Below are 18,590 nucleotides of genomic sequence, written 5' to 3'. Positions count from 1 at the left end.
GGAAATATATGTTTAAATGGCTCAAGCCAGCACCTGCAATTGAAAGATTGCCAGCGGATATGATCGACCGTGTATATCGATTACTACGTATTCGTGTGTTAATCGGGATTTCAGTTGGATATGCTGCTTATTATTTAGTTCGTAGTAACTTTACGTTATCAAGTACGTATTTAGTACAAGAATATGGTTTTAGTACAGCTGAAATTGGTCTACTAGGTTCAGTAATGGCAATTGTTTATGGATTTAGTAAGTTCTTTATGGGTAATTTATCAGATAAAGCTTTCGCCCAGCGCTTTATCGCAGTCGGTTTATTCTTATCAGGGCTTGTAAATATTTGTTTCGGTTTTGCATCATCCTTTGGGATGATTGTTACATTACTCGTTGTTAACGGTATTGTACAAGGTATGGGAGCACCACCTTGTAGTATTGTTATGACGAAATGGTTCTCGAAGAAAGAACGTGGTACGAAAACAGGTCTTTGGAATATTTCACATAACGTTGGTGGAATGCTTGTGCCACCACTTGTCGGAATTGGTGTAGGTATTTTCGGTGAAAATCATTGGCAAGGTGGCGTATTTATTTTCCCTGCGATTATCGCAATGGTAATTGCAGTACTTGTTTGGATCAATGCGAAGGATACACCAGAATCTGAAGGTCTTCCTCCAATTGATGAGTATCGTAATGACTATGAAAATCTTGAAAAAGCAGATAATGCTAACAAGATGTCACCAAAAGAAATTTTAATGAAGTATGTAGTGAAAAATAAATTTGTATGGTTCTTATGTATTGCGAATGCTTTTGTTTATTTAATTCGTTTCGGTGTTATTAACTGGGTTCCACTTTATTTAACGACAGTTAAAGGATTTTCAAAAGCAGAAGCGCATGCGGCATATGCAATCTTTGAAGGTATGGCAATTCCAAGTTCATTAATCGTTGGCTTTTTAAGTGATAAATTATTTAAAGGAAAACGTATGCCATTATGTATTATTAGTATGGTTGGAGTTGTTATTGGTACGTTTATATATTGGCAAGCAACTAGCGTACTTGTTGTAAGTATTGCAGTTTCTATTATCGGTTGTTTAATCTATGTACCACAGTTCTTAATCGGTTTAAGTGCGATGGAATTAGTACCGAAATTTGCAGTAGGTACGACAGTTGGTATGTGTGGTCTATTCGGTTATGTAGGCGGAAGTCTTGTAGCTAACGCAGCAATTGGTGTTATTGTTGATAGTTCTGGCTGGGATGGTTGTTTCATCTTACTATTAACAGGTGCGGTTTTATCAACAATCTTCTTATTTATTGTTCAACGTGGACATGAGAGAAAAGATCCTAAAGTAGCGTAATATTTTGTTTGAAAAAGCTATCCAATTATTATTTTGGATGGCTTTTTCTATATAATATAATCTTTCCTTAAATCTATCTTAAAAGATATAATGTCATATTTCTAATCATTGGAATTTTTGTTACAATATAAATGGATGTGTAAAACTTTGTAAAAATAATGTAATAATATGCAATCTATTTTCAGAAAGTTTTATACAATTTTTATATTAAACTATTAAGTTATAAAAGGGAGAGAGAATATGTTACCAAATACGGTTCGTACTCCAAACAAGAAGAAGAAATGGATTATTATTGGGGTTATTGCACTAATTGTTATTGTAGCGGCAATTAATATTTTTGTTATGCAAGGTAAGAAGAAGGGTGCATCAACAAATGCTGATGCTGTAAGTTTTGAGAAAGTGACAGAGCGTAAGCTGAATAATACGAAGTTAATTTCTGGTCAGGTGAAGCCTGGTAATATTGAAAGCTTCTATGCAGATCCGGCCAAAGGGAAAGTGAAAGATATTGAGGTAAAAGAAGGGCAAGAGGTAGAGAAAGGTACGAAGTTATTCTCTTACGATAATGAAGAAATTAATCTTCAAATGAAGCAAGCTGAGCTTGATCAGAAGATGGCGGATATGCGTTATGATCAAGGGAAAAAGAAGATTGATTCGTTGAAGAAAGAAATTAAGAAGGCGAAAGATAGCGGAGCTGGGAAAGAAGTAACAGATCCGATGGAAGAGCAAGTAAACGAGTTAGAGATAGCTCAAAAGACAACTGATCTTGAGAAAGAAAAAGGAAAGTTGCAGAAAGAAGAGTTAAGTAAAAAGCAGAAAGAGCTTACGATTTATAGTAATTTCGCTGGTGTTGTTCAAAAGTTAGATAAAGATGCGGCACAAAGTTCATCTCAAGCGTTAGGTGGTCAAGGAAAAGCGTTTTTACAAGTAGCTTCTAAAGATCCATTCCAAGTTCAAGGTACGTTAACTGAGCTTCAGAAGTCACAAATTCAAAAAGATCAAACATTCACTGTAACGGCAAAAGCAAATAATAAGAAGAAGTGGACAGGTAAGATTACAGAGGTAAGTGAGTTCCCAACAAGTGCAGAGATGGCGCAAGCTGGCGGTATGGGTGAAGCAACTCAAAATATGTCCCAATATACATATAAAGCTAGCCTTGATAGCCAAGATGGTTTATCTCCAGGTTACCACGTTTCTCTGCAAGTAAACTTAGAGAATAAGAAGATGATTGCTGTCCCAAGTAAGAGCATTGTAGCAAAAGGCGATGATGCATTTGTTTATGTTGAGGATAAAGGTAAGCTTCGTAAACAAAATGTGAAAAAAGGTTCTACTGATGGAGACTGGACAGAGGTTGTAGAAGGCGTAACAGTGGGGCAAAAGGTGGTTAAAAATCCTTCCGACGATGTGTATGACGGAATGGAAGTGAAAGAGAAATGATTACGTTAAATAATATTGCTAAAACGTATTATCAAGGAAAATTGGCAGTGCCGATTTTGCACGGTATTAGTTTAACGATTCAGAGCGGTGAGTTCGTTTCGATTATGGGACCGTCTGGCTCTGGTAAGTCGACGCTTATGAATATTATCGGTTGTTTAGATCGTCCAACAGAAGGCGAATATATGCTGAATGACGTGAATATCTTAACAGCAGACGAGTCAAAGCTTGCTTTAATTCGTAATGAATATATTGGCTTTGTATTCCAGCATTTTAATTTACTACCTCGTCTTTCAGCGGTGGAAAATGTTGAGCTTCCGCTCGTATATGGTGGCGTGAAGAAAGCGGAGCGTCGCAAGCGTGCTTTGGAGGCGTTAGGTAAAGTTGGATTGGCAGATCGCGTGCATCATTTACCAAATGAGTTATCAGGTGGACAGAAGCAGCGTGTAGCGATTGCAAGAGCGATTGCGAATAATCCAACGTTTATTATGGCCGATGAACCGACTGGTGCACTTGATACGAAGTCTGGTGAGCAAGTTATGAATATTTTCACGAAGCTTAATGCAGAAGGTACGACGATTGTTATGGTTACGCATGAAGAGGAAGTAGCAGCGTATTCTTCTCGCCGCATTGTACTGCGAGACGGGAAAGTTACAGAAGATAGAAGGTGTGCGGTATGAGTTTACTAGATAGTATAAAAATTGCCCTGTCTTCTATTTTAGCTCATAAACTGCGTTCAGCTCTTACGATGCTCGGTATTATTATCGGGGTAGGTTCGATTATTACTGTCGTTGCAATTGGGCAAGGCGGGGAAGCGATGTTGAAATCAAAATTCGCAGGTTCTGGTGGTAATAACCTTATGCCAATTCAATTTAAAGCAGATATTAATGATGAATTTGCTATAGGTGGATTTGAAATACCGAAGTTAACGGAAGAGGATATTTTGGAAGTAAAACAAGTGAAAGATGTTTCACACGTTATTACAACAAATTCGACAACAGAGACACTTGATGTAAATGATAAAAAAGCAAGGCTGAATGTTATTGGACTTGATAATGAATATTTTGCGGTTAATAAAGTAAAGGTTGTAAAGGGCCGCTCCTTAAATGAATCAGATATTTCTCACGCGAATAACGTTGTGATGATTAGCACAAAAACAGAGGAAACGTTATTTAAGGACGTAAACCCAGTTGGACAAATTATTGAGATGAAGGGACAGCCAATGCAAATTATTGGTGTGTATACATCAGATAATGAATTTATGGGATTTGAAATGGAAGAAGCGTTAATTCCTCTTACGTTATGGCCTGTTTTATATGGGACAGATGATATTCAAAATATCGCAATTCAAGCTAAAAATGTAGACAATTTAGAAGCAGCAGGGAAACGAGCTGTTGATGTATTAAATAGTCGTAAGCCAAGTGAAATCCCAGGTAAATATGAACTGGTGAATTTAAAAGAACTCCAAGAAAATGTTTCTAAAGTAACTAGCATCATGACGATGATTATCGGTGGTATCGCTGGTATTTCATTAGTCGTTGGTGGTATTGGTGTTATGAATATCATGCTCGTATCTGTAACGGAGCGTACGCGCGAAATTGGGATACGTAAAGCGCTTGGAGCAACGCGTAGTAAAATTTTATTACAGTTTTTAATTGAAGCTGTTATGTTAACACTTTTAGGTGGTTTAATCGGAATTGGTCTTGGGTATGGCGGAGCATATATCGTTTCTACATTCGCAAAATGGCCACCGCTCGTTTCGTGGGAAGTTGTCGTTGGAGGCGTACTGTTCTCGATGACACTCGGTATTATTTTCGGATTAATTCCAGCAAATAAAGCTGCGAAATTAGATCCAATTGAAGCATTGCGTTATGAGTAATTAATAGTGTAGTAGAACTACACATTACCGTTCTAGTGGGCGGTTCGTAGCCTCTTGCATGAGGAAGTGAACCGCCCGTTAGAACGGGTTATATAAATAGAAGGAGGCGTTATAATGGAAGCAAATATTAATACGCAAGATGTAGGTGCGAAGAAGCCATCATTATTAGGAATGATTACTTCTCCAGGTGAGCAATTTGAGAGAATGAAGACGAAAAGTCCAGTATGGGGGGCATTTTTCCTTTTCATTATATTAACAGCTGTAATTGCAGGGATTAGCATGTATCAAGTAGTAAATCATCCTGGTGTAATGGGTGAGGTGCCTGATGCCGAAGCAGCTAAAGTTGTTGGTTACTTCGGAATAGGAGCAGGTATTGTTGGTGGGCTATTTGGTACTGCGATTTGGTTCTTCATTGCGGCAGCTATTTATAAAGTGATTATGATGTTTATGAGTAATGATACTTCATACATGAAATTATTATCTATTTATGTCTACACATATACGATTTCAATTTTAGGTGCAATTGTGAACTTTATTATTAGAATGATTCTTGGTGGAGATATTGAAACTTCTTATACAAGTTTAGCAACTTTATTTGAGCCAGGTACAGTTGCTCATGGTGCTGCTTCATCATTCGAAGTTTTCAATATTTGGGCATTAGTTGTAATGGGATTAGGATTACATATTACGGCTGGATTAAGTAAAAAACAAGCAACGATTTTAATTGTTATTTTCTTTATTCTTTCAGTTGGATTTAGTAGTTTAAGTGGTCTAGCTCCAAAATTTGACGCATAATTTATTCTTTTAGAAAAAGGTGACTCTTAAGAGAGTCACCTTTTTTATTTTTACCCCTATTTCAAATACCACGAACAAAATTTCAAATACTATCTAGTGTAATTTCAAATTCCGTCGGTAGTATTTGAAATTACTCACAGTGAAATCTTTTCTTTATTTTTATATTGTGAAGGTACCGCGGAATACTAGAAAGGTATACCTTTTAGAAACGGGTACTGTGTGAAGCCAGCCACTTTTAAAGAGGCAGTTGTTTTGTATGAAGGGATGATTGTAAATCAAATAAAGAAATTAGGTATTCGTCAAGATTATGAAGAGTATTATCAATGTGGTTTAATTGGTCTTTGGCATGCGTATGAAAGATTTGATGCAAAGAAGGGGTATTTCCCTGCATATGCACTTGTAACGGTGCGTGGTTATATATTAGAAAGATTGAAGAAAGAATCTACTTTGCAAGAAAGATGTGTATGTGTAGGTGAGTATGAGGAAATCTTTCATTTTGAAGATGTTGAAATAAGAGTGAAGGATTTTATGAGTGTGTTAGACGAGAAGGAGAAGTATATTATTTTTGAACGTTTTTTTGTAGGGAAGACGATGGGAGAAATCGCTTTAGAGACGGAAATGACATATTATCAAGTAAGATGGATGTATCGGCAAGCACTCGAGAAAATGCGCGATAGTGTAAAAGGATAAAAATAGCAAATAGAATGGAAGGTGATGAAATACTACCTTCCATTCTATTTGTTATTAAGGTGATGAATCTTGCATGTTCATTTGGGATAATACATATCCAGCTTTCCATAATTGCTGACTTAGCTTATGGGAACTAATTTGTATCGTTACGGTAGCTCCGTTTGAAAAATGAATTTTAGCTCGTTTAGCTTTTTTGAAAAACTCTATTGTATGAACATGTTTGAAGAAAAGCCAAATACAATTTGGAGAAGCAGGAGATTCTGTTGGGAAAGCACAAATATATTCTCTATGATTGATCGGAATTGGAACGTTTTGTTTGAATTTAAATTTTGTTTTTACAGCATTACGTCTCCCTTGATAAGTAGAATGAATATTTGTTAGACAAGATTTCTGTATAAGTTGGAGAGCAGTTTGACAGGAGTAAAGATGGTTTCCGCTACTGTCGATAATTTTTGTACGGTAATAAGGGTGTTTACATGGTTCAAGCATCATTGTAGAACTAGAAATAAAAATGTTGTTTTCATTATCCATAATTCTATAGCCTCCCTTATAATTTTCATTCTGAATATAATTATATATAAATTAAGTAAATTTACTGTTAATATTCTATTTCATATTGTAAATTTTGTCTATTCGTTTACAATCAATAGGTGATAGTCTTTCTAATTTGCATCGCTTGTACATATATATGAAAATAGAAAAGAGTAGGCGGTGATATAGTATGAAGAAAAAGTATATTATTATGGCTTTAGTTGTCGTTCTCCTAGTATATTTAGCAAACAGTAATCCGAGTAAGGGAGAATATACAGAATGGGCAGCGAAGCAGTTTATGAAGCGTAATGATGTGAGTAAGAAGCTAGATGAAGTTCAAAAAGAGAATGAAGAGGGTCTTCTTGGCGACTTGGCATCGGCCGGTAAAAAGTTAGCCAAAAAGTATGTTGAGCCACAAGTTGGGTTATTAATTGATCATTATACGAAGCGAAATGATTATATATTCTTCTCAACATATACGACTGAGTTTGATATAGGGGAAGAACATTATAAGTACGTATGCGTCGGTTTTTCAAAGATTTTTATTCCGATTGAAATGCCGAAGAAAAAAGACGAATCTGCAAAATGATGCAGATTCGTCTTTTTCATTTTATAGAGTAATGGGAACTTCAGATACATTTTTTTCTACAAGGCGAGCTCCCTTTTTTCTTGTATTTTCATCAATGGATGAAAATACAGATGAGGCAAGGATTGTATCCATTACTTGATTTACGACTTGTGCATCGATTGGTGTGATGGGCGTATCGATAGAAAAAACGACTGTTTTTCCATCTTCCTTCGCGAAAATCAACTCTAGTACTTGCATGTGTTATTCCCTCCTTTGTATTTATCACGCTATTTACGGGATTTGGGTCTGCCGGTTAAATTGCGGGCTAATAATCAGCGGGGATGAATAAAATCCCCACTGATCCGAGTTTTACTTTATAGTTTAGAAAGATCTGATGTGCTTACAAGTTGTACAGCGTGAAGCGGTGATGCTTGTAAGGAAGCTAGAGCATGAGCTACATTGTGTACTTGATCTAAGCTCGCATTTGTTTTAACACGTTTAAATTGTTTGCTCTTGAAAACTGTTTTGCCGTTCTTATCTAATCCGTTGTTTAAGACAAGACGTAAAGTTAAATCCATTACGATTGTTTCAATTGCCATGTGTATCACCTCCTCGTATGATTAAGTTAGGTTTTTTAGGGACGGGATGTACCTATAAACCCAAGAGTATCTATTTTTATGAGATACTTAAATTTGTAGATAGAGTGTTGCCGACCACCTCCTTGAATCTTTGTATTCGGTTGAAAGAATGGTACCTCTGTCTAATAAGTAGTTTACGAATGAGTTGGATGTTGATGACCATTGGTCATTCTTCGTATCTCTTACGAGGTAGTAGCGCTTATTAGTTCAGAGGAGGACAACACTATCTAACACTGATTAAAATAGGGGTGTAAGCTATGTTCTATTTAGGTATTGATATCGCTAAACATAAACATTATGCGTCCATTATCGATCAAACTGGAAAACCTATTACTAAGCCATTTCCCTTTCAGAATCACAAAGAAGGTGGACAAGCACTATTAAATTGGATGTACCGATACATTGAGTCTCCTACAGAAATAATGATTGGAATGGAGGCAACAGGACATTATTGGTTAGCCATTTATTCTTTTCTACTGGATCATGGCTTCTCAGTCGTTGTATTAAATCCAATTCAAACCAATGCCTGGCGAAAAGGAACAGAAATTAGAAAGCGGAAAACAGACGCCATTGATGCCACTATGATTGCCGATATCATTCGATTCGGCCGTTTTGTTGAAACTCCACTTGTGGACGAGAAAATGTTCGCTCTAAAACAAATGAGCCGCTTTCGTAATGCGCTTGTAAGTAATATGAGTGATTTAAAAAGAAAAGCTCTTGTCGTATTAGATCAGACTTTCCCAGAGTACCAAAGCATCTTTTCGGATGTTTTTGGTAAAACTTCTTCACAAATCTTACTTGAATATTCCTCTCCTAGTGACTATGAACAGATATCTATTGATGATTTAACACAAATAATTGAGCAAACCAGTCGTAACCGACTTGGGAAGAAAACAGCCAACAAACTAATGGAATTAGCCTCTAATTCGTTTGGTGTTACTTTCTGTAAAAACGCTTTTTCCTTTCAACTAAAAATGTTGATGGAGCAAATTCGTTTTATCGAAGATCAAATCAAAGAGTGTGAAGAAGAAATGTCACAACTTTTAATTGATTTAGATACTCCTATCATGACAATACCTGGCGTTGGACCGATTTTAGGTGCCACTATACTAAGTGAAATTGGGGATATACACCGCTTTGACAAACCATCTAAACTTGTCGCATACGCAGGCATCGATGCCTCTGTGTCCCAATCTGGGCAATTTGAATCCTCAGGTACGTCTATATCCAAACGTGGCTCTTCTCATTTGCGTAGAGCCTTATTCCAGGCGGCTATTACAGCTCATAAACATGACCCTGTATTAAAAGCCTTTTATGAAAAGAAACGAAAACAAGGAAAGCACTACTATGTTTGTATAGGAGCCGTAGCTAGAAAGCTGTGTTACATTATCTATGCCATTCTTAAAAGCAATAAACCTTATGAAATTCCACCACACACAACAGAAACATGAACTTCTCATTTTTTTGAAAATCCTTAGGTTTATTTGATACGCCCTTTTTTAGAGAAACACCCCCTATTTATATAAAAAATCCTCCTTGACTTCTCATAGTTGGTCTTTCACTTTATAAATAGGATGCAAATGTCATGTTTTGGCGTGAAATTTTTTCTTTTTTTTGGTACCCTTAAAAGATTAAGAGAGGAGAATTCTGGATAATGAATCGTAAATGGTTATTTTGGATTCCTGTATTACTATGGATGGGGCTGATTTTCTATTCTTCGGCACAACCATATAAAAAGCAGGATATGCGTTCAGATATTGAACAATATGTAAATGTTGAATTTGTGAAAGAGCATTTTTCATGGGTATCTATCGATTATGGTGGAGGAACCCCTGTTAGTATTGCGAATAAAGGTGTAGGCGGATTTATTGAGTTTTTCCTTCGTAAAGGTGCTCATTTTATGGTGTTCTTTATGCTAGGTTCATTGATTTATTACGCTTTTCATCGATCAGGTCATTCGAGGAAAAGATGTTTTATATATGCCCTTCTTTTCGTTGCGGGTTATGCAACATTTGATGAAATTCACCAATGGTATACGGGAGACCGTACACCAATGTGGCAAGATTCATTGCTTGATACGTGCGGCGGGTTAACGGGGATTATAATAAGTAATTGGTTTTGGAATAGAAAAAAGCGCTAATCTCATTTCGAGATTAGCGCTTTTTTTGCGGGTAGTAAAATTCCCCGTAAAAGCCCGATTGGTGAGGGCTGATAATCAGTGGGAGATGAACAAAACCCCCACTGATTCAAGTTTCACTTTATACACCGAGTAATTCTTTTAGTTCGTCTGTTGATAGTTCAGTCATCCAACTATCGCTTGTGATGACCGCATTGTTTAGAGATTGTTTTCTTTCTAGCATTTCATCAATTTTTTCTTCTAATGTTCCTGTTGTAATGAGTTTGTGAACATGAACAAATCGTTTTTGACCAATGCGATATGCGCGGTCTGTTGCTTGATTTTCCACAGCTGGATTCCACCAACGATCGTAGTGAATGACATGGTTGGCAGCGGTTAAGTTTAATCCTGTTCCGCCAGCTTTTAAGGATAAGATGAAAATGTCATACGTTCCGTTTTGGAACTCCTCAATCATCTTGTCGCGATCTTTTTTCGGTACACTACCGTTTAAGAAGAGGACACGCTGGCCGAATTTTTCTTCTAGCACACGTTTTAGCATGTTCCCCATGCCGATATATTGAGTGAAGATGAGGCAACTTTCATTTTGATCTTTTATATTTTCTATGAGCTCCATCAACGTTTTTGTTTTCATAGAGCGTTCAATGACATTTTGTGGCTCTTCTTCTTTTAAATAAAGAGCTGGATGATTACAAATTTGTTTTAGCTTGTTCAGCATAAGTAATATAAAGCCGCGTCTTTCAATTCCACTTAATCCTTCGACATTTTGCAGTGTATCTTGAACAAGTTGTTCATATAAGGAAGCTTGTTCACCAGTAAGAGGACAGTAAGCTTTTTGTTCTTGTTTATCTGGTAAATTTAATGCGACTGTTTGATCTTTCTTCGTTCGGCGCAGTAAAAATGGTGAGATAAACCGTTGAACTTGCTGGATTTTTCCTTCATCACGATCCTTTTCAATTGGTGTGACGAAGCGGCGTTGGAATTGCCCTAAGCTTCCGAGATATCCATGATTAATAAAGTCGAAAATGGACCAAAGTTCAGCGAGGCGATTTTCCATCGGTGTACCAGTTAAAGCGATTTTGTGATTTGCTTGCAAGTTTCGTACTGCTTTCGACTGTTTCGTATGTGGGTTCTTAATATTTTGTGCTTCATCCAAAATAACAGCATCCCAGCATAATGAAGTTAGTTCTTCCTCATCGAGTTGAGCCAATGCATAAGATGTTAATACAACATCTGCTGATTGAAGGAAATCTTCAAATGAATTCCCCTTATCTCTATTACTTCCGTAATGTAATTGAACACGTAAATTCGGTGCGAAACGCTCAAATTCTTTTTGCCAATTTCCAAGAACAGATGTCGGCGCTACGATTAATGCAGGGCCTGTTTTGAGATTGTTTTCTTTTATATATAGTAAGTAAGAGATTGTTTGAATACTTTTCCCGAGTCCCATATCGTCGGCTAGCAATGCTCCAAATCCAAGCTTTCGTAAATATAACAACCATTCAATGCCGTGTTGTTGATACGGACGAAGTGTTGCGTTTAGTGAAGTAGGGACATCTACTTTTGGAATATCTCCAATATGAAGCAGCTTTTGGAATAGTTCCTCATAATATCCATCTAGTTCGATTTCAATATCAGTAAACGGACTATCATCTTCTACAATTTCTGTTTCAGCCGTATTTGATAAATGTTGCTGCAGGACATCTTTCATCTCTAGTCCGTATTTATCGGCACGGTTCATGAGTTTCCTTACTTCTTCGATAAAGGCTGGATCTAGTCGCATCCATTGGCCATTTATATTAAATAGACGTTTATTTTGTTCAACGAGTTCGAAAAATTCGCTTTCTGATAAATCAATGCCGTTCGTCGAAATGCGCCAATCAAAATTAACGAGCGTATTCATACCGAAGAACGATTGTGTTTGTGCTGTATTTTGCTTCAGCTGGACACGTAATTTCGGTTTTGTTGCTTTTAAATTTTGCCACCATGATGGTAGTAAAATTGTAATGCCGGCTGCAAGTAATTCATTGCTTGCTTCTGTTAAGAAGTTCCAAGCTTCTGTTTCAAAGAGCTCATTTCGGAACGTATCTCCTTCTTTTAACCACGGTATGAGTTTACTAAAACCTTCTTGTGTTTCTGTAATCCGTTCTTCGTAATCGTGCCACCTTTTCGGTAAGGAATCGATGTTTTCATATACATATATGCGATGCGCCCCGCGCTTTGGTGTCACAATTGTTTCAAGCTTCCACATTTCAAATTCTTCTTGTGGTTCTTGTAGTCTTAGTCCGATTGTAAACGGAAGATCATCTTCAATATAACCAATTTTCCGAAGCCAATCTTCTTCATGTAGTGCTGTTTCCAGTTGTCTTTTCGTAAAGTCATAATGTTCATATAGTCTTTTAGCATCTTCCCAGCCGTCATTTGAGCGGTTGTCTTGTAATATGCTTTCATTTACTGCTGCTGAGAAAAGCGATGCTAATGTGTCATCTTCAATTGGTGTATTTTGAACTTTCCAAGATGGTTGTTTAGGCCAATGATTCATATCTGGTACGAAACTACCACTCGTAAAGGCATCCCATAGTTCATTTGCATCTTTCGTAAGTGCTGTAATCGTGCCGTTTATTTGAATATGTGCAAAGGAATTCATCGGTTTGTTTGCAATGTATTCAAAGGCTTGTGCATTTGTTAGCAGCACACCTTGTTTTCCTTCGAAGGTTGCTTCTTTTAGAAACGTACCGTAGAAAGAAGTGGAGTGCCATGTGAATGCATTTCGTTTCCAACTTGTTACGGATAATGGACTACCGCTGTCATCTTCTCCCCAAAGGAACCAACCTTGACTAACATGCTGGAGCCTAATTGTTACTTCAGTTTGATTGATCATCGATTAATTTTCCTTTCCGTAATTCCTCTTGTAGTGCACGCAGACGTGAATGGAGATTAGCGATGTGAATAATGAAAGCATCCCATTCATCGGTGCGTTTTAATCGTTTATATAATGTACGTAATTTCTTTAAGTAACGAACTGCACGTTTATATGATTTACGATTTCGTTCTTCAATCGCCTCTACAGCAGCAAGATGGTAAAGAGGAAGTGCCACTTCTGGCGCTTCTTTTTCAATATCTTTCAGTGGCTCTTTCAACAGTTCAATTGCCTCAAATCCATATAAGAGATGAAGCTCTGCCCATGTGCGATACTGTTTTTTCGCGAGTACGTACTGTTCGTAGTTTGTGAAACTATACGGTAATAGTTCTTGTAAAATCATTTCAAAACCAGCTTGTTCATTTGTATGTGTTGCGTATGTTTCATACATGATTACAAATAGCCGAACGATATCTTTTATGAAAATCGTATTTTCGTGATCTTGGATCGTTTTCTTTACTTGTTTATACGTAAAGGAAAGCCAGTTTTTTGCACGATCCCATTGCATGGCACTTAATAGTTCTTCTAACCAATAGAAGTATAGACTCACAACAGAAGCAGGTTGTTTCTTTAGTAAGTCCATCGCTAGTAAATCTTCATCATTTAAAAAGAGAAGATGAGAAGACGCTAATGCTTTGGATAGTGGATTGATTTTCATGTCGATTCGTTTTTCTTCCTCTTCTATGTTCTCTTTATTGTTTAAAAGTTCACTCCATATGTGACGATAAATGAAAAATCGCTCTTGCGTATAAGCGTCGGTAGAGAAGAATACTTCATGAACGAGACGAGCTGTTTCTTGCAAAATTATTTCAGACTCTGAAGGAATCGCTTCTGATTGTAAGTCCCGAACGATGGATTCCACTTTATCTACAAATAGGCGAATGACATTAACAGGTTGGTGATAAGAATACGTTTTGTTTGCTTCGAATGCCTGAATTTCTTCTAATAATTTTTGAAAGCAGTAAATTGCTGCATGTAACCTGAATAATTCATGTATGGCGATGACGCGCGGAGCTTTCCGCTCAAGCTTCGTATAGAAATCTGTAAAGATACTCATAAGAAAATACATTTGTTTATAAGTAAGGCGAGCTTGTTCTTTTTTAAATGAATCATATTCTTTTTCAAAATATGATTCCCAACTTTTATAATCCGTTTCTTCAAAAGCTGATGATTGCAATACTTGTCTTGCAGTTCTAATAGGAGGAAGGGAAGGTTTCGTATTATTTTTAAATAAAGTTAATACATCTCCTACTTGCCCGAAACTAGACGCTGCAGATAGTAATACAGCGAGCATATGCTCACATTGTGTTGGTGCGAAGCAATCACAATAACTTTCAGCGACATTACGAATCGGAATATGAACGCTATATACGTTGCCTTCCGCATCTACAGTTCCTGACAGTGTATAACCATCAAAGTCAACGTTGTAGACAACACCACTACGATATAGGTGCCGAGCTGTAGCGACATGTTCCTGATCAGCTGTTTGCTGCGGATCTAGTCCTTGAACGAACTCATTCGCAATCATCATAATTTCATCTTTCGTAATTGAGTGTTGCAGCATAATATTCCTCCGTACACATATTTCTTTCCTTTACCATTATAAACAAAAAATGCTCAAAACAGAAAAAATGAAATTTGGATTACATAACTTGAAAATCATGGTAATATATAAAATGTTAATTTTATATATGAATATATACGTATAGGAGGAGAAATGATTTGTCAGATTTACAGACGAAGTTAGGTAGTGGAATGAATAAGTTACAAGAAGGAATAGAACAAGGGAAAATGAAGTTGCAAGTTGCACAAGAAATTGCTCAATTGAAAAAGGGAATGCAAGTGCAAATGCAGAAAAAAGCAGAGGTTCTATTAGAGGTTGGGCAGCAAGTGTATGTTCAATTAAGAGGAAGTGGAGTAAATGAAGCGAGTTTAAAAGAAATGATTGCTCCAGTTCAAGAATTTGATGTAGCTATTTATCAAGCAAGAAAGCGCATTGTTGAATTGCAAAAACAACAAGGTGAAAAAGCTACATGTGAATGTGGTGGACCTTTATCAATAAATGATAAGTTTTGTGGTTCGTGTGGAAAACCTAACCCGATGTTAGCAGTAGAAAATGAAGGTGAAACGGTAAATTGTATTTCATGTAATGAGCATATTGATAAAAACTCTACTTACTGTCCAGTTTGTGGAATTAAGCAAAGTGGGGAGTGAATTAAATGTATTGTCGCACATGTGGAAAACAACATGGTGAAGAAGTAAATTATTGCCCAAATGAAGGTAGTATGGAGATTGCAGGAGCTATAGATGCAGTAACGTTAGAAAAAGATACTGCAAAATACTGCAAAGGTTGTGGCAGTGAAAATGCTCAAAAAAATTTATATTGTCAAAAGTGTGGGTATTCTTTATCTGTTGTGAAGAAAAAAGAACAATCTGTAAAATTGCCTACAATGGATGGTGCTCCTAAAGTTGAATTTAAAGCAGATAAAGCCGTTTTACAAAAAGGTTTTATTGGTGGGGCTGTTGCAAGTATTCTCATGTTAATTGCTGGCTGGATTGGTAGTTTATTATTTGCTTCTATGTTAAGTGAGATGTTTAGCAAATTTGCGAAGGAATTAGAAATGTTGCCAAGTTTTTATTCGAGTGCAACTTCTACGATGTTAAGTTACCATTTACTTGGTTTTACAGCTAACGATGATAGTGGATTGATATTTTCTTTATCTTGGCATACTCCATTTACATTATTATTAATCATTCCATTTATTATTTTCGCTGGTACAGGAATTTGGTTAGGGAAACAGCATGTTGCGAAAACGATTAAAGATCAAATCTTTATGGCAGCAACAGTTGGTATTATTTATGGCGTCTTTTTATTCATTATAAGTTTTATAGCATCACAATCTTTTGCAATTCCATTCTCAGAAGCAGGTAAGATTACGGTTGGCTATTCAGCGATTAAGAGTTTATTGAGTGGTTTTGTATGTGGAACATTATTTACCTTATTAGGATTTATTGCTCATACAAGCAAAAACAATATGGCAGCAGCATTTCAAGAGTTAATGCCATATGGAGCGTCTGTGTATTACGGTGTTTCAGCTATGATAAAAGGACTTTTAGTAACAGCGGTAGCGGTTTGTATTATGGCGTTAGTAAGTAAGGAAGACGGTATTGAACCATTAAAAGAAATAACAACTTTAAAATCTGAAAGTACATTATTAGCATTAGAGTTAACACCTCAATTATGGAGTATGGCTCATTTTGCGCCGTTAGAAGTATCAAGTCCAGCACTTAGTAAAGAATTTACTAGAATTGGTAAGAAATCAAATACATATGAGAGCACACTATCGTTTTCATTTATATCAGGCGTCTCTGTAAATGGCGTAGAGCTTAGAGAGATATTGATTTCAAAAGGAGCAAATGAGGAAAGCCTTGCAGAATTCGATAAAGTGAATAATGTATTCCATTATGGTTTATTACTGCTTATTATTCCATTGTTCTTTATGTTTAGAGCGGGAAGAAAGTTAGCTAAATTACCGACCGCCAATATATATATTACATTAGCGGTATGCAGTGGTTCTTACACAATTATGATGATTGTAATGAATATGATTTCTAAGTTCCAAATTAATGTTTCAGGAACGGTAACAGGTTTATTTGGAACAAGTGGAACGGTATTATCTATGCAAAATTCATTTATATATTTAACTTTGTTTAGCTTGATTGTGACATATGTAGCAGCATTTGCTGGAATAAAATTAGCTAAAAAATAGGAGGAGAGCACGTTGAAGTTTTGTGGAACATGTAAAAAGAATGTTGCAGACCATTTGAACTTTTGTCCTGAGTGTGGGAGTAAAGTAGAAGTAATCGTTGATAACACTGCTGCTTCATATACAGAATTACAAAGCGAGACAAAACCAGTGAAAAGTAAGAAAAATTTATTTTTGATCATTGGTTTTGTTGTTATTGCTGCATTATTATTTGGGGCATATAAATTTGGAGCATATAAGTTTTCAAAAGAAAAGCAAGTAAATGTAATGATTGAAGCATTCCAAAAGAAAGATATTAATGCAATTGATGAGTTTGTAAAAGCGAATGATTCAAGCTTAAAGATTAAGACAGAGGATATTAAAGCGTACATGCGTTATTTAAAAGAGAATCCTTCTTACAACAAACAATTACTGTCTTATTTACAGAAAGAGACAGTAGATCAAAAGTTAACAAAAGATAAACCTGCATTTAAAGACGGGGAAATAGTAGAAGAGGGAAAAGAGTGGTTCTTATATCCAAAGTATAAGTTAAGCATGAAATCTTATTATATGAGCATTAGTACAACTGCAAAAAATGCAGAAATACATGTGAATGACAAAAAAGAAACAGAGCTTTCTAGTGATAAAACTTCGAAAGAGTTGGGGCCATACTTCCCAGGTACATATGTTGTAAAGGCAACGGCGAAGACAGAACTTACTGAATTAGAAACAGAGAAAGAAGTAGATTTAGCGGATGAACAGAGCGAGAAGGTGAAAGTGGATTTATCGCTTGAAGGCAAGTATGTAAGCATTTCTTCTGATGAAAGTGATGCAACTGTATTTGTGAACGGGAAAAAACGTGGAAAATTAAATTATGGAAGTTATAAGCTTGGTCCTGTATCCACAGATGAAACAGTAGAAGTACATTTAGAGAAAACTACTGATTTTGGTGTGATGAAATCTGAAAGTGTTAAAATTGGAGACCAAAGCACGTATTACTTAAAATTCCCGAAAGAAACATCAAGTTCAGCGGTGGGCGAATTTGTAAGAAAGCATATTTATGATAACGTACGTGCAATTTCATTAAATGATTTTAGTTTAATTGAAAAGAATTATGATAAGAGCGGGAAATCGTATAAGGAAGACCGTGATTATATACAGTATTTACACAAAAAAGGAATTACAGAAGACTTATTAGCGATGGAAGTTCGTAATGTAGAGCGTCAAAGTGATACGAAATATAAAGTAACGACATATGAAGAGTATCATATTCGTTACGGTGATGGATCTGTGAAGTTCAAAAGTTTTAATAACGAACATATTGTAACTGTGAATGGGAATGGAAAGATGTTGTATCATTCTCTTGGTGCAAATAATACGTTGAAATCAGAAGATGTATCTGGTCCAACTCGTTAATATGAGAGAAGCTGTTCAATATTTGAACAGCTTCTTTTTTTGTAGCTAAATCGATATTTCGTTTTGAACCGTTGATATATCGTAAGTTATGATAGATATAATTGAAAAATCGTTGATATATTTTTTTACAATTATGAGTGTGTTTCCTTTAATATTTCTTGTACATATGGATCATGTAATATCTGCTCTATAATTGGTAACATGTTTTGTTCAAATGGAATGTCGATAGGAAATGGCTTTTGAGAGCCTGGTTTTACTCCATATTGCACAATTTTGTAATGTGTATTGTTTTCAGACTTGAGCACAATTAACTTATAGCGGTTATCATCGCCAGCGAGTGAGAAATCAATAGATGTAGCGTTATATGTTACTTCATCTTTATATATGTACGGTTTTGGCGTACCAATCCAGTCTACTTTTGCTTGTACATTCATGGGCATAGCCTCCTTATATGTATTATAAATAAATAAAAGCCAGCTCTCAATAAAGAGAACCGGCT

General features: G+C 36.1%; 18 protein-coding genes. 12 read left to right on the top strand and 6 right to left on the bottom strand.

Going from position 1 to position 18,590, the window contains the following annotated elements; genetic code table 11:
* Window positions 1–8: 8 nt before the first annotated feature.
* From MHB52_RS26950 to MHB52_RS26925, 6 genes are all read left to right on the top strand, one after another.
* Window positions 9–1,343, top strand: coding sequence for an MFS transporter (locus tag MHB52_RS26950; protein WP_000477602.1), 1,335 nt, complete (start codon window positions 9–11; stop codon window positions 1,341–1,343).
* A gap of 240 nt (window positions 1,344–1,583) precedes the next feature.
* Window positions 1,584–2,777, top strand: a complete 1,194-nt coding sequence (locus MHB52_RS26945) for an efflux RND transporter periplasmic adaptor subunit (RefSeq protein ID WP_016118917.1) — start codon at window positions 1,584–1,586, stop codon at window positions 2,775–2,777.
* Window positions 2,774–3,454: an ABC transporter ATP-binding protein gene (locus tag MHB52_RS26940; RefSeq protein WP_000631626.1), complete on the top strand. Its 681-nt coding sequence runs from the start codon at window positions 2,774–2,776 to the stop codon at window positions 3,452–3,454. The genes MHB52_RS26945 and MHB52_RS26940 overlap by 4 nt, the downstream gene beginning before the upstream one ends.
* Complete coding sequence (locus MHB52_RS26935) at window positions 3,451–4,653, top strand: ABC transporter permease (protein ID WP_000054354.1); 1,203 nt, start codon at window positions 3,451–3,453, stop codon at window positions 4,651–4,653. The genes MHB52_RS26940 and MHB52_RS26935 overlap by 4 nt, the downstream gene beginning before the upstream one ends.
* 114 nt (window positions 4,654–4,767) lie before the next feature.
* Entirely contained in the window at window positions 4,768–5,448 is a 681-nt protein-coding gene (locus tag MHB52_RS26930; RefSeq protein ID WP_016118916.1) for a Yip1 family protein, read from the top strand.
* A gap of 219 nt (window positions 5,449–5,667) precedes the next feature.
* On the top strand, window positions 5,668–6,138 hold the full coding sequence (locus tag MHB52_RS26925) for a sigma-70 family RNA polymerase sigma factor (protein WP_033694298.1): 471 nt from the start codon (window positions 5,668–5,670) through the stop codon (window positions 6,136–6,138).
* Between the two features lie 54 nt (window positions 6,139–6,192).
* Here MHB52_RS26925 and MHB52_RS26920 read toward each other — a convergent pair whose 3' ends face one another.
* Entirely contained in the window at window positions 6,193–6,669 is a 477-nt protein-coding gene (locus MHB52_RS26920) for a competence protein ComK (RefSeq protein WP_000368313.1), read from the bottom strand.
* Window positions 6,670–6,859: 190 nt separating this feature from the next.
* Here MHB52_RS26920 and MHB52_RS26915 point away from each other — a divergent pair, with 190 nt between their 5' ends.
* Complete coding sequence (locus tag MHB52_RS26915) at window positions 6,860–7,258, top strand: DUF4359 domain-containing protein (protein WP_000731405.1); 399 nt, start codon at window positions 6,860–6,862, stop codon at window positions 7,256–7,258.
* Window positions 7,259–7,279: 21 nt separating this feature from the next.
* Here MHB52_RS26915 and MHB52_RS26910 read toward each other — a convergent pair whose 3' ends face one another.
* Window positions 7,280–7,495 (bottom strand): DUF2922 domain-containing protein, encoded by a 216-nt coding sequence (locus MHB52_RS26910; protein ID WP_001197593.1) that lies wholly within the window; start codon window positions 7,493–7,495, stop codon window positions 7,280–7,282.
* Between the two features lie 116 nt (window positions 7,496–7,611).
* Window positions 7,612–7,836, bottom strand: coding sequence for a DUF1659 domain-containing protein (locus tag MHB52_RS26905; protein WP_000963861.1), 225 nt, complete (start codon window positions 7,834–7,836; stop codon window positions 7,612–7,614).
* 296 nt (window positions 7,837–8,132) lie between these two features.
* On the opposite strand from MHB52_RS26905, the gene MHB52_RS26900 reads away from it, so the two are divergent.
* Entirely contained in the window at window positions 8,133–9,326 is a 1,194-nt protein-coding gene (locus MHB52_RS26900) for an IS110-like element ISBth13 family transposase (protein WP_061663050.1), read from the top strand.
* A 203-nt stretch (window positions 9,327–9,529) separates the two neighbouring features.
* Window positions 9,530–10,015, top strand: coding sequence for a VanZ family protein (locus MHB52_RS26895; protein ID WP_001080707.1), 486 nt, complete (start codon window positions 9,530–9,532; stop codon window positions 10,013–10,015).
* A gap of 118 nt (window positions 10,016–10,133) precedes the next feature.
* Here MHB52_RS26895 and MHB52_RS26890 read toward each other — a convergent pair whose 3' ends face one another.
* Window positions 10,134–12,890 (bottom strand): DEAD/DEAH box helicase, encoded by a 2,757-nt coding sequence (locus MHB52_RS26890; protein ID WP_061664420.1) that lies wholly within the window; start codon window positions 12,888–12,890, stop codon window positions 10,134–10,136.
* Complete coding sequence (locus MHB52_RS26885) at window positions 12,874–14,493, bottom strand: SWIM zinc finger family protein (protein ID WP_016118914.1); 1,620 nt, start codon at window positions 14,491–14,493, stop codon at window positions 12,874–12,876. The genes MHB52_RS26890 and MHB52_RS26885 overlap by 17 nt, the downstream gene beginning before the upstream one ends.
* A gap of 158 nt (window positions 14,494–14,651) precedes the next feature.
* Between MHB52_RS26885 and MHB52_RS26880 the strand changes: the two genes are divergently transcribed.
* From MHB52_RS26880 to MHB52_RS26870, 3 genes are read left to right on the top strand one after another with little or no spacing between them, the layout of a single operon-like run.
* Window positions 14,652–15,143, top strand: a complete 492-nt coding sequence (locus MHB52_RS26880) for a zinc ribbon domain-containing protein (protein WP_001281753.1) — start codon at window positions 14,652–14,654, stop codon at window positions 15,141–15,143.
* 5 nt (window positions 15,144–15,148) lie between these two features.
* A complete protein-coding gene (locus MHB52_RS26875; protein WP_061664419.1) occupies window positions 15,149–16,699 on the top strand; it encodes a zinc ribbon domain-containing protein in 1,551 nt (516 codons plus the stop codon).
* Window positions 16,700–16,711: 12 nt separating this feature from the next.
* A complete protein-coding gene (locus MHB52_RS26870) occupies window positions 16,712–18,091 on the top strand; it encodes a zinc ribbon domain-containing protein (protein ID WP_061664418.1) in 1,380 nt (459 codons plus the stop codon).
* Window positions 18,092–18,222: 131 nt separating this feature from the next.
* Here the strand turns inward: MHB52_RS26870 and MHB52_RS26865 are convergent, their stop codons facing one another.
* Window positions 18,223–18,525, bottom strand: coding sequence for a DUF3910 family protein (locus MHB52_RS26865; protein WP_001102542.1), 303 nt, complete (start codon window positions 18,523–18,525; stop codon window positions 18,223–18,225).
* Between the last annotated feature and the right edge of the window lie 65 nt (window positions 18,526–18,590).

Source organism: Bacillus sp. FSL K6-0073 (assembly GCF_038006085.1).
In the GTDB taxonomy this organism is placed as follows: Bacteria; Bacillota; Bacilli; order Bacillales; family Bacillaceae_G; genus Bacillus_A; species Bacillus_A cereus.
The sequence above is the reverse complement of the archived record's forward strand: the minus strand, read 5'-3'. Positions and strand labels throughout refer to the sequence as shown.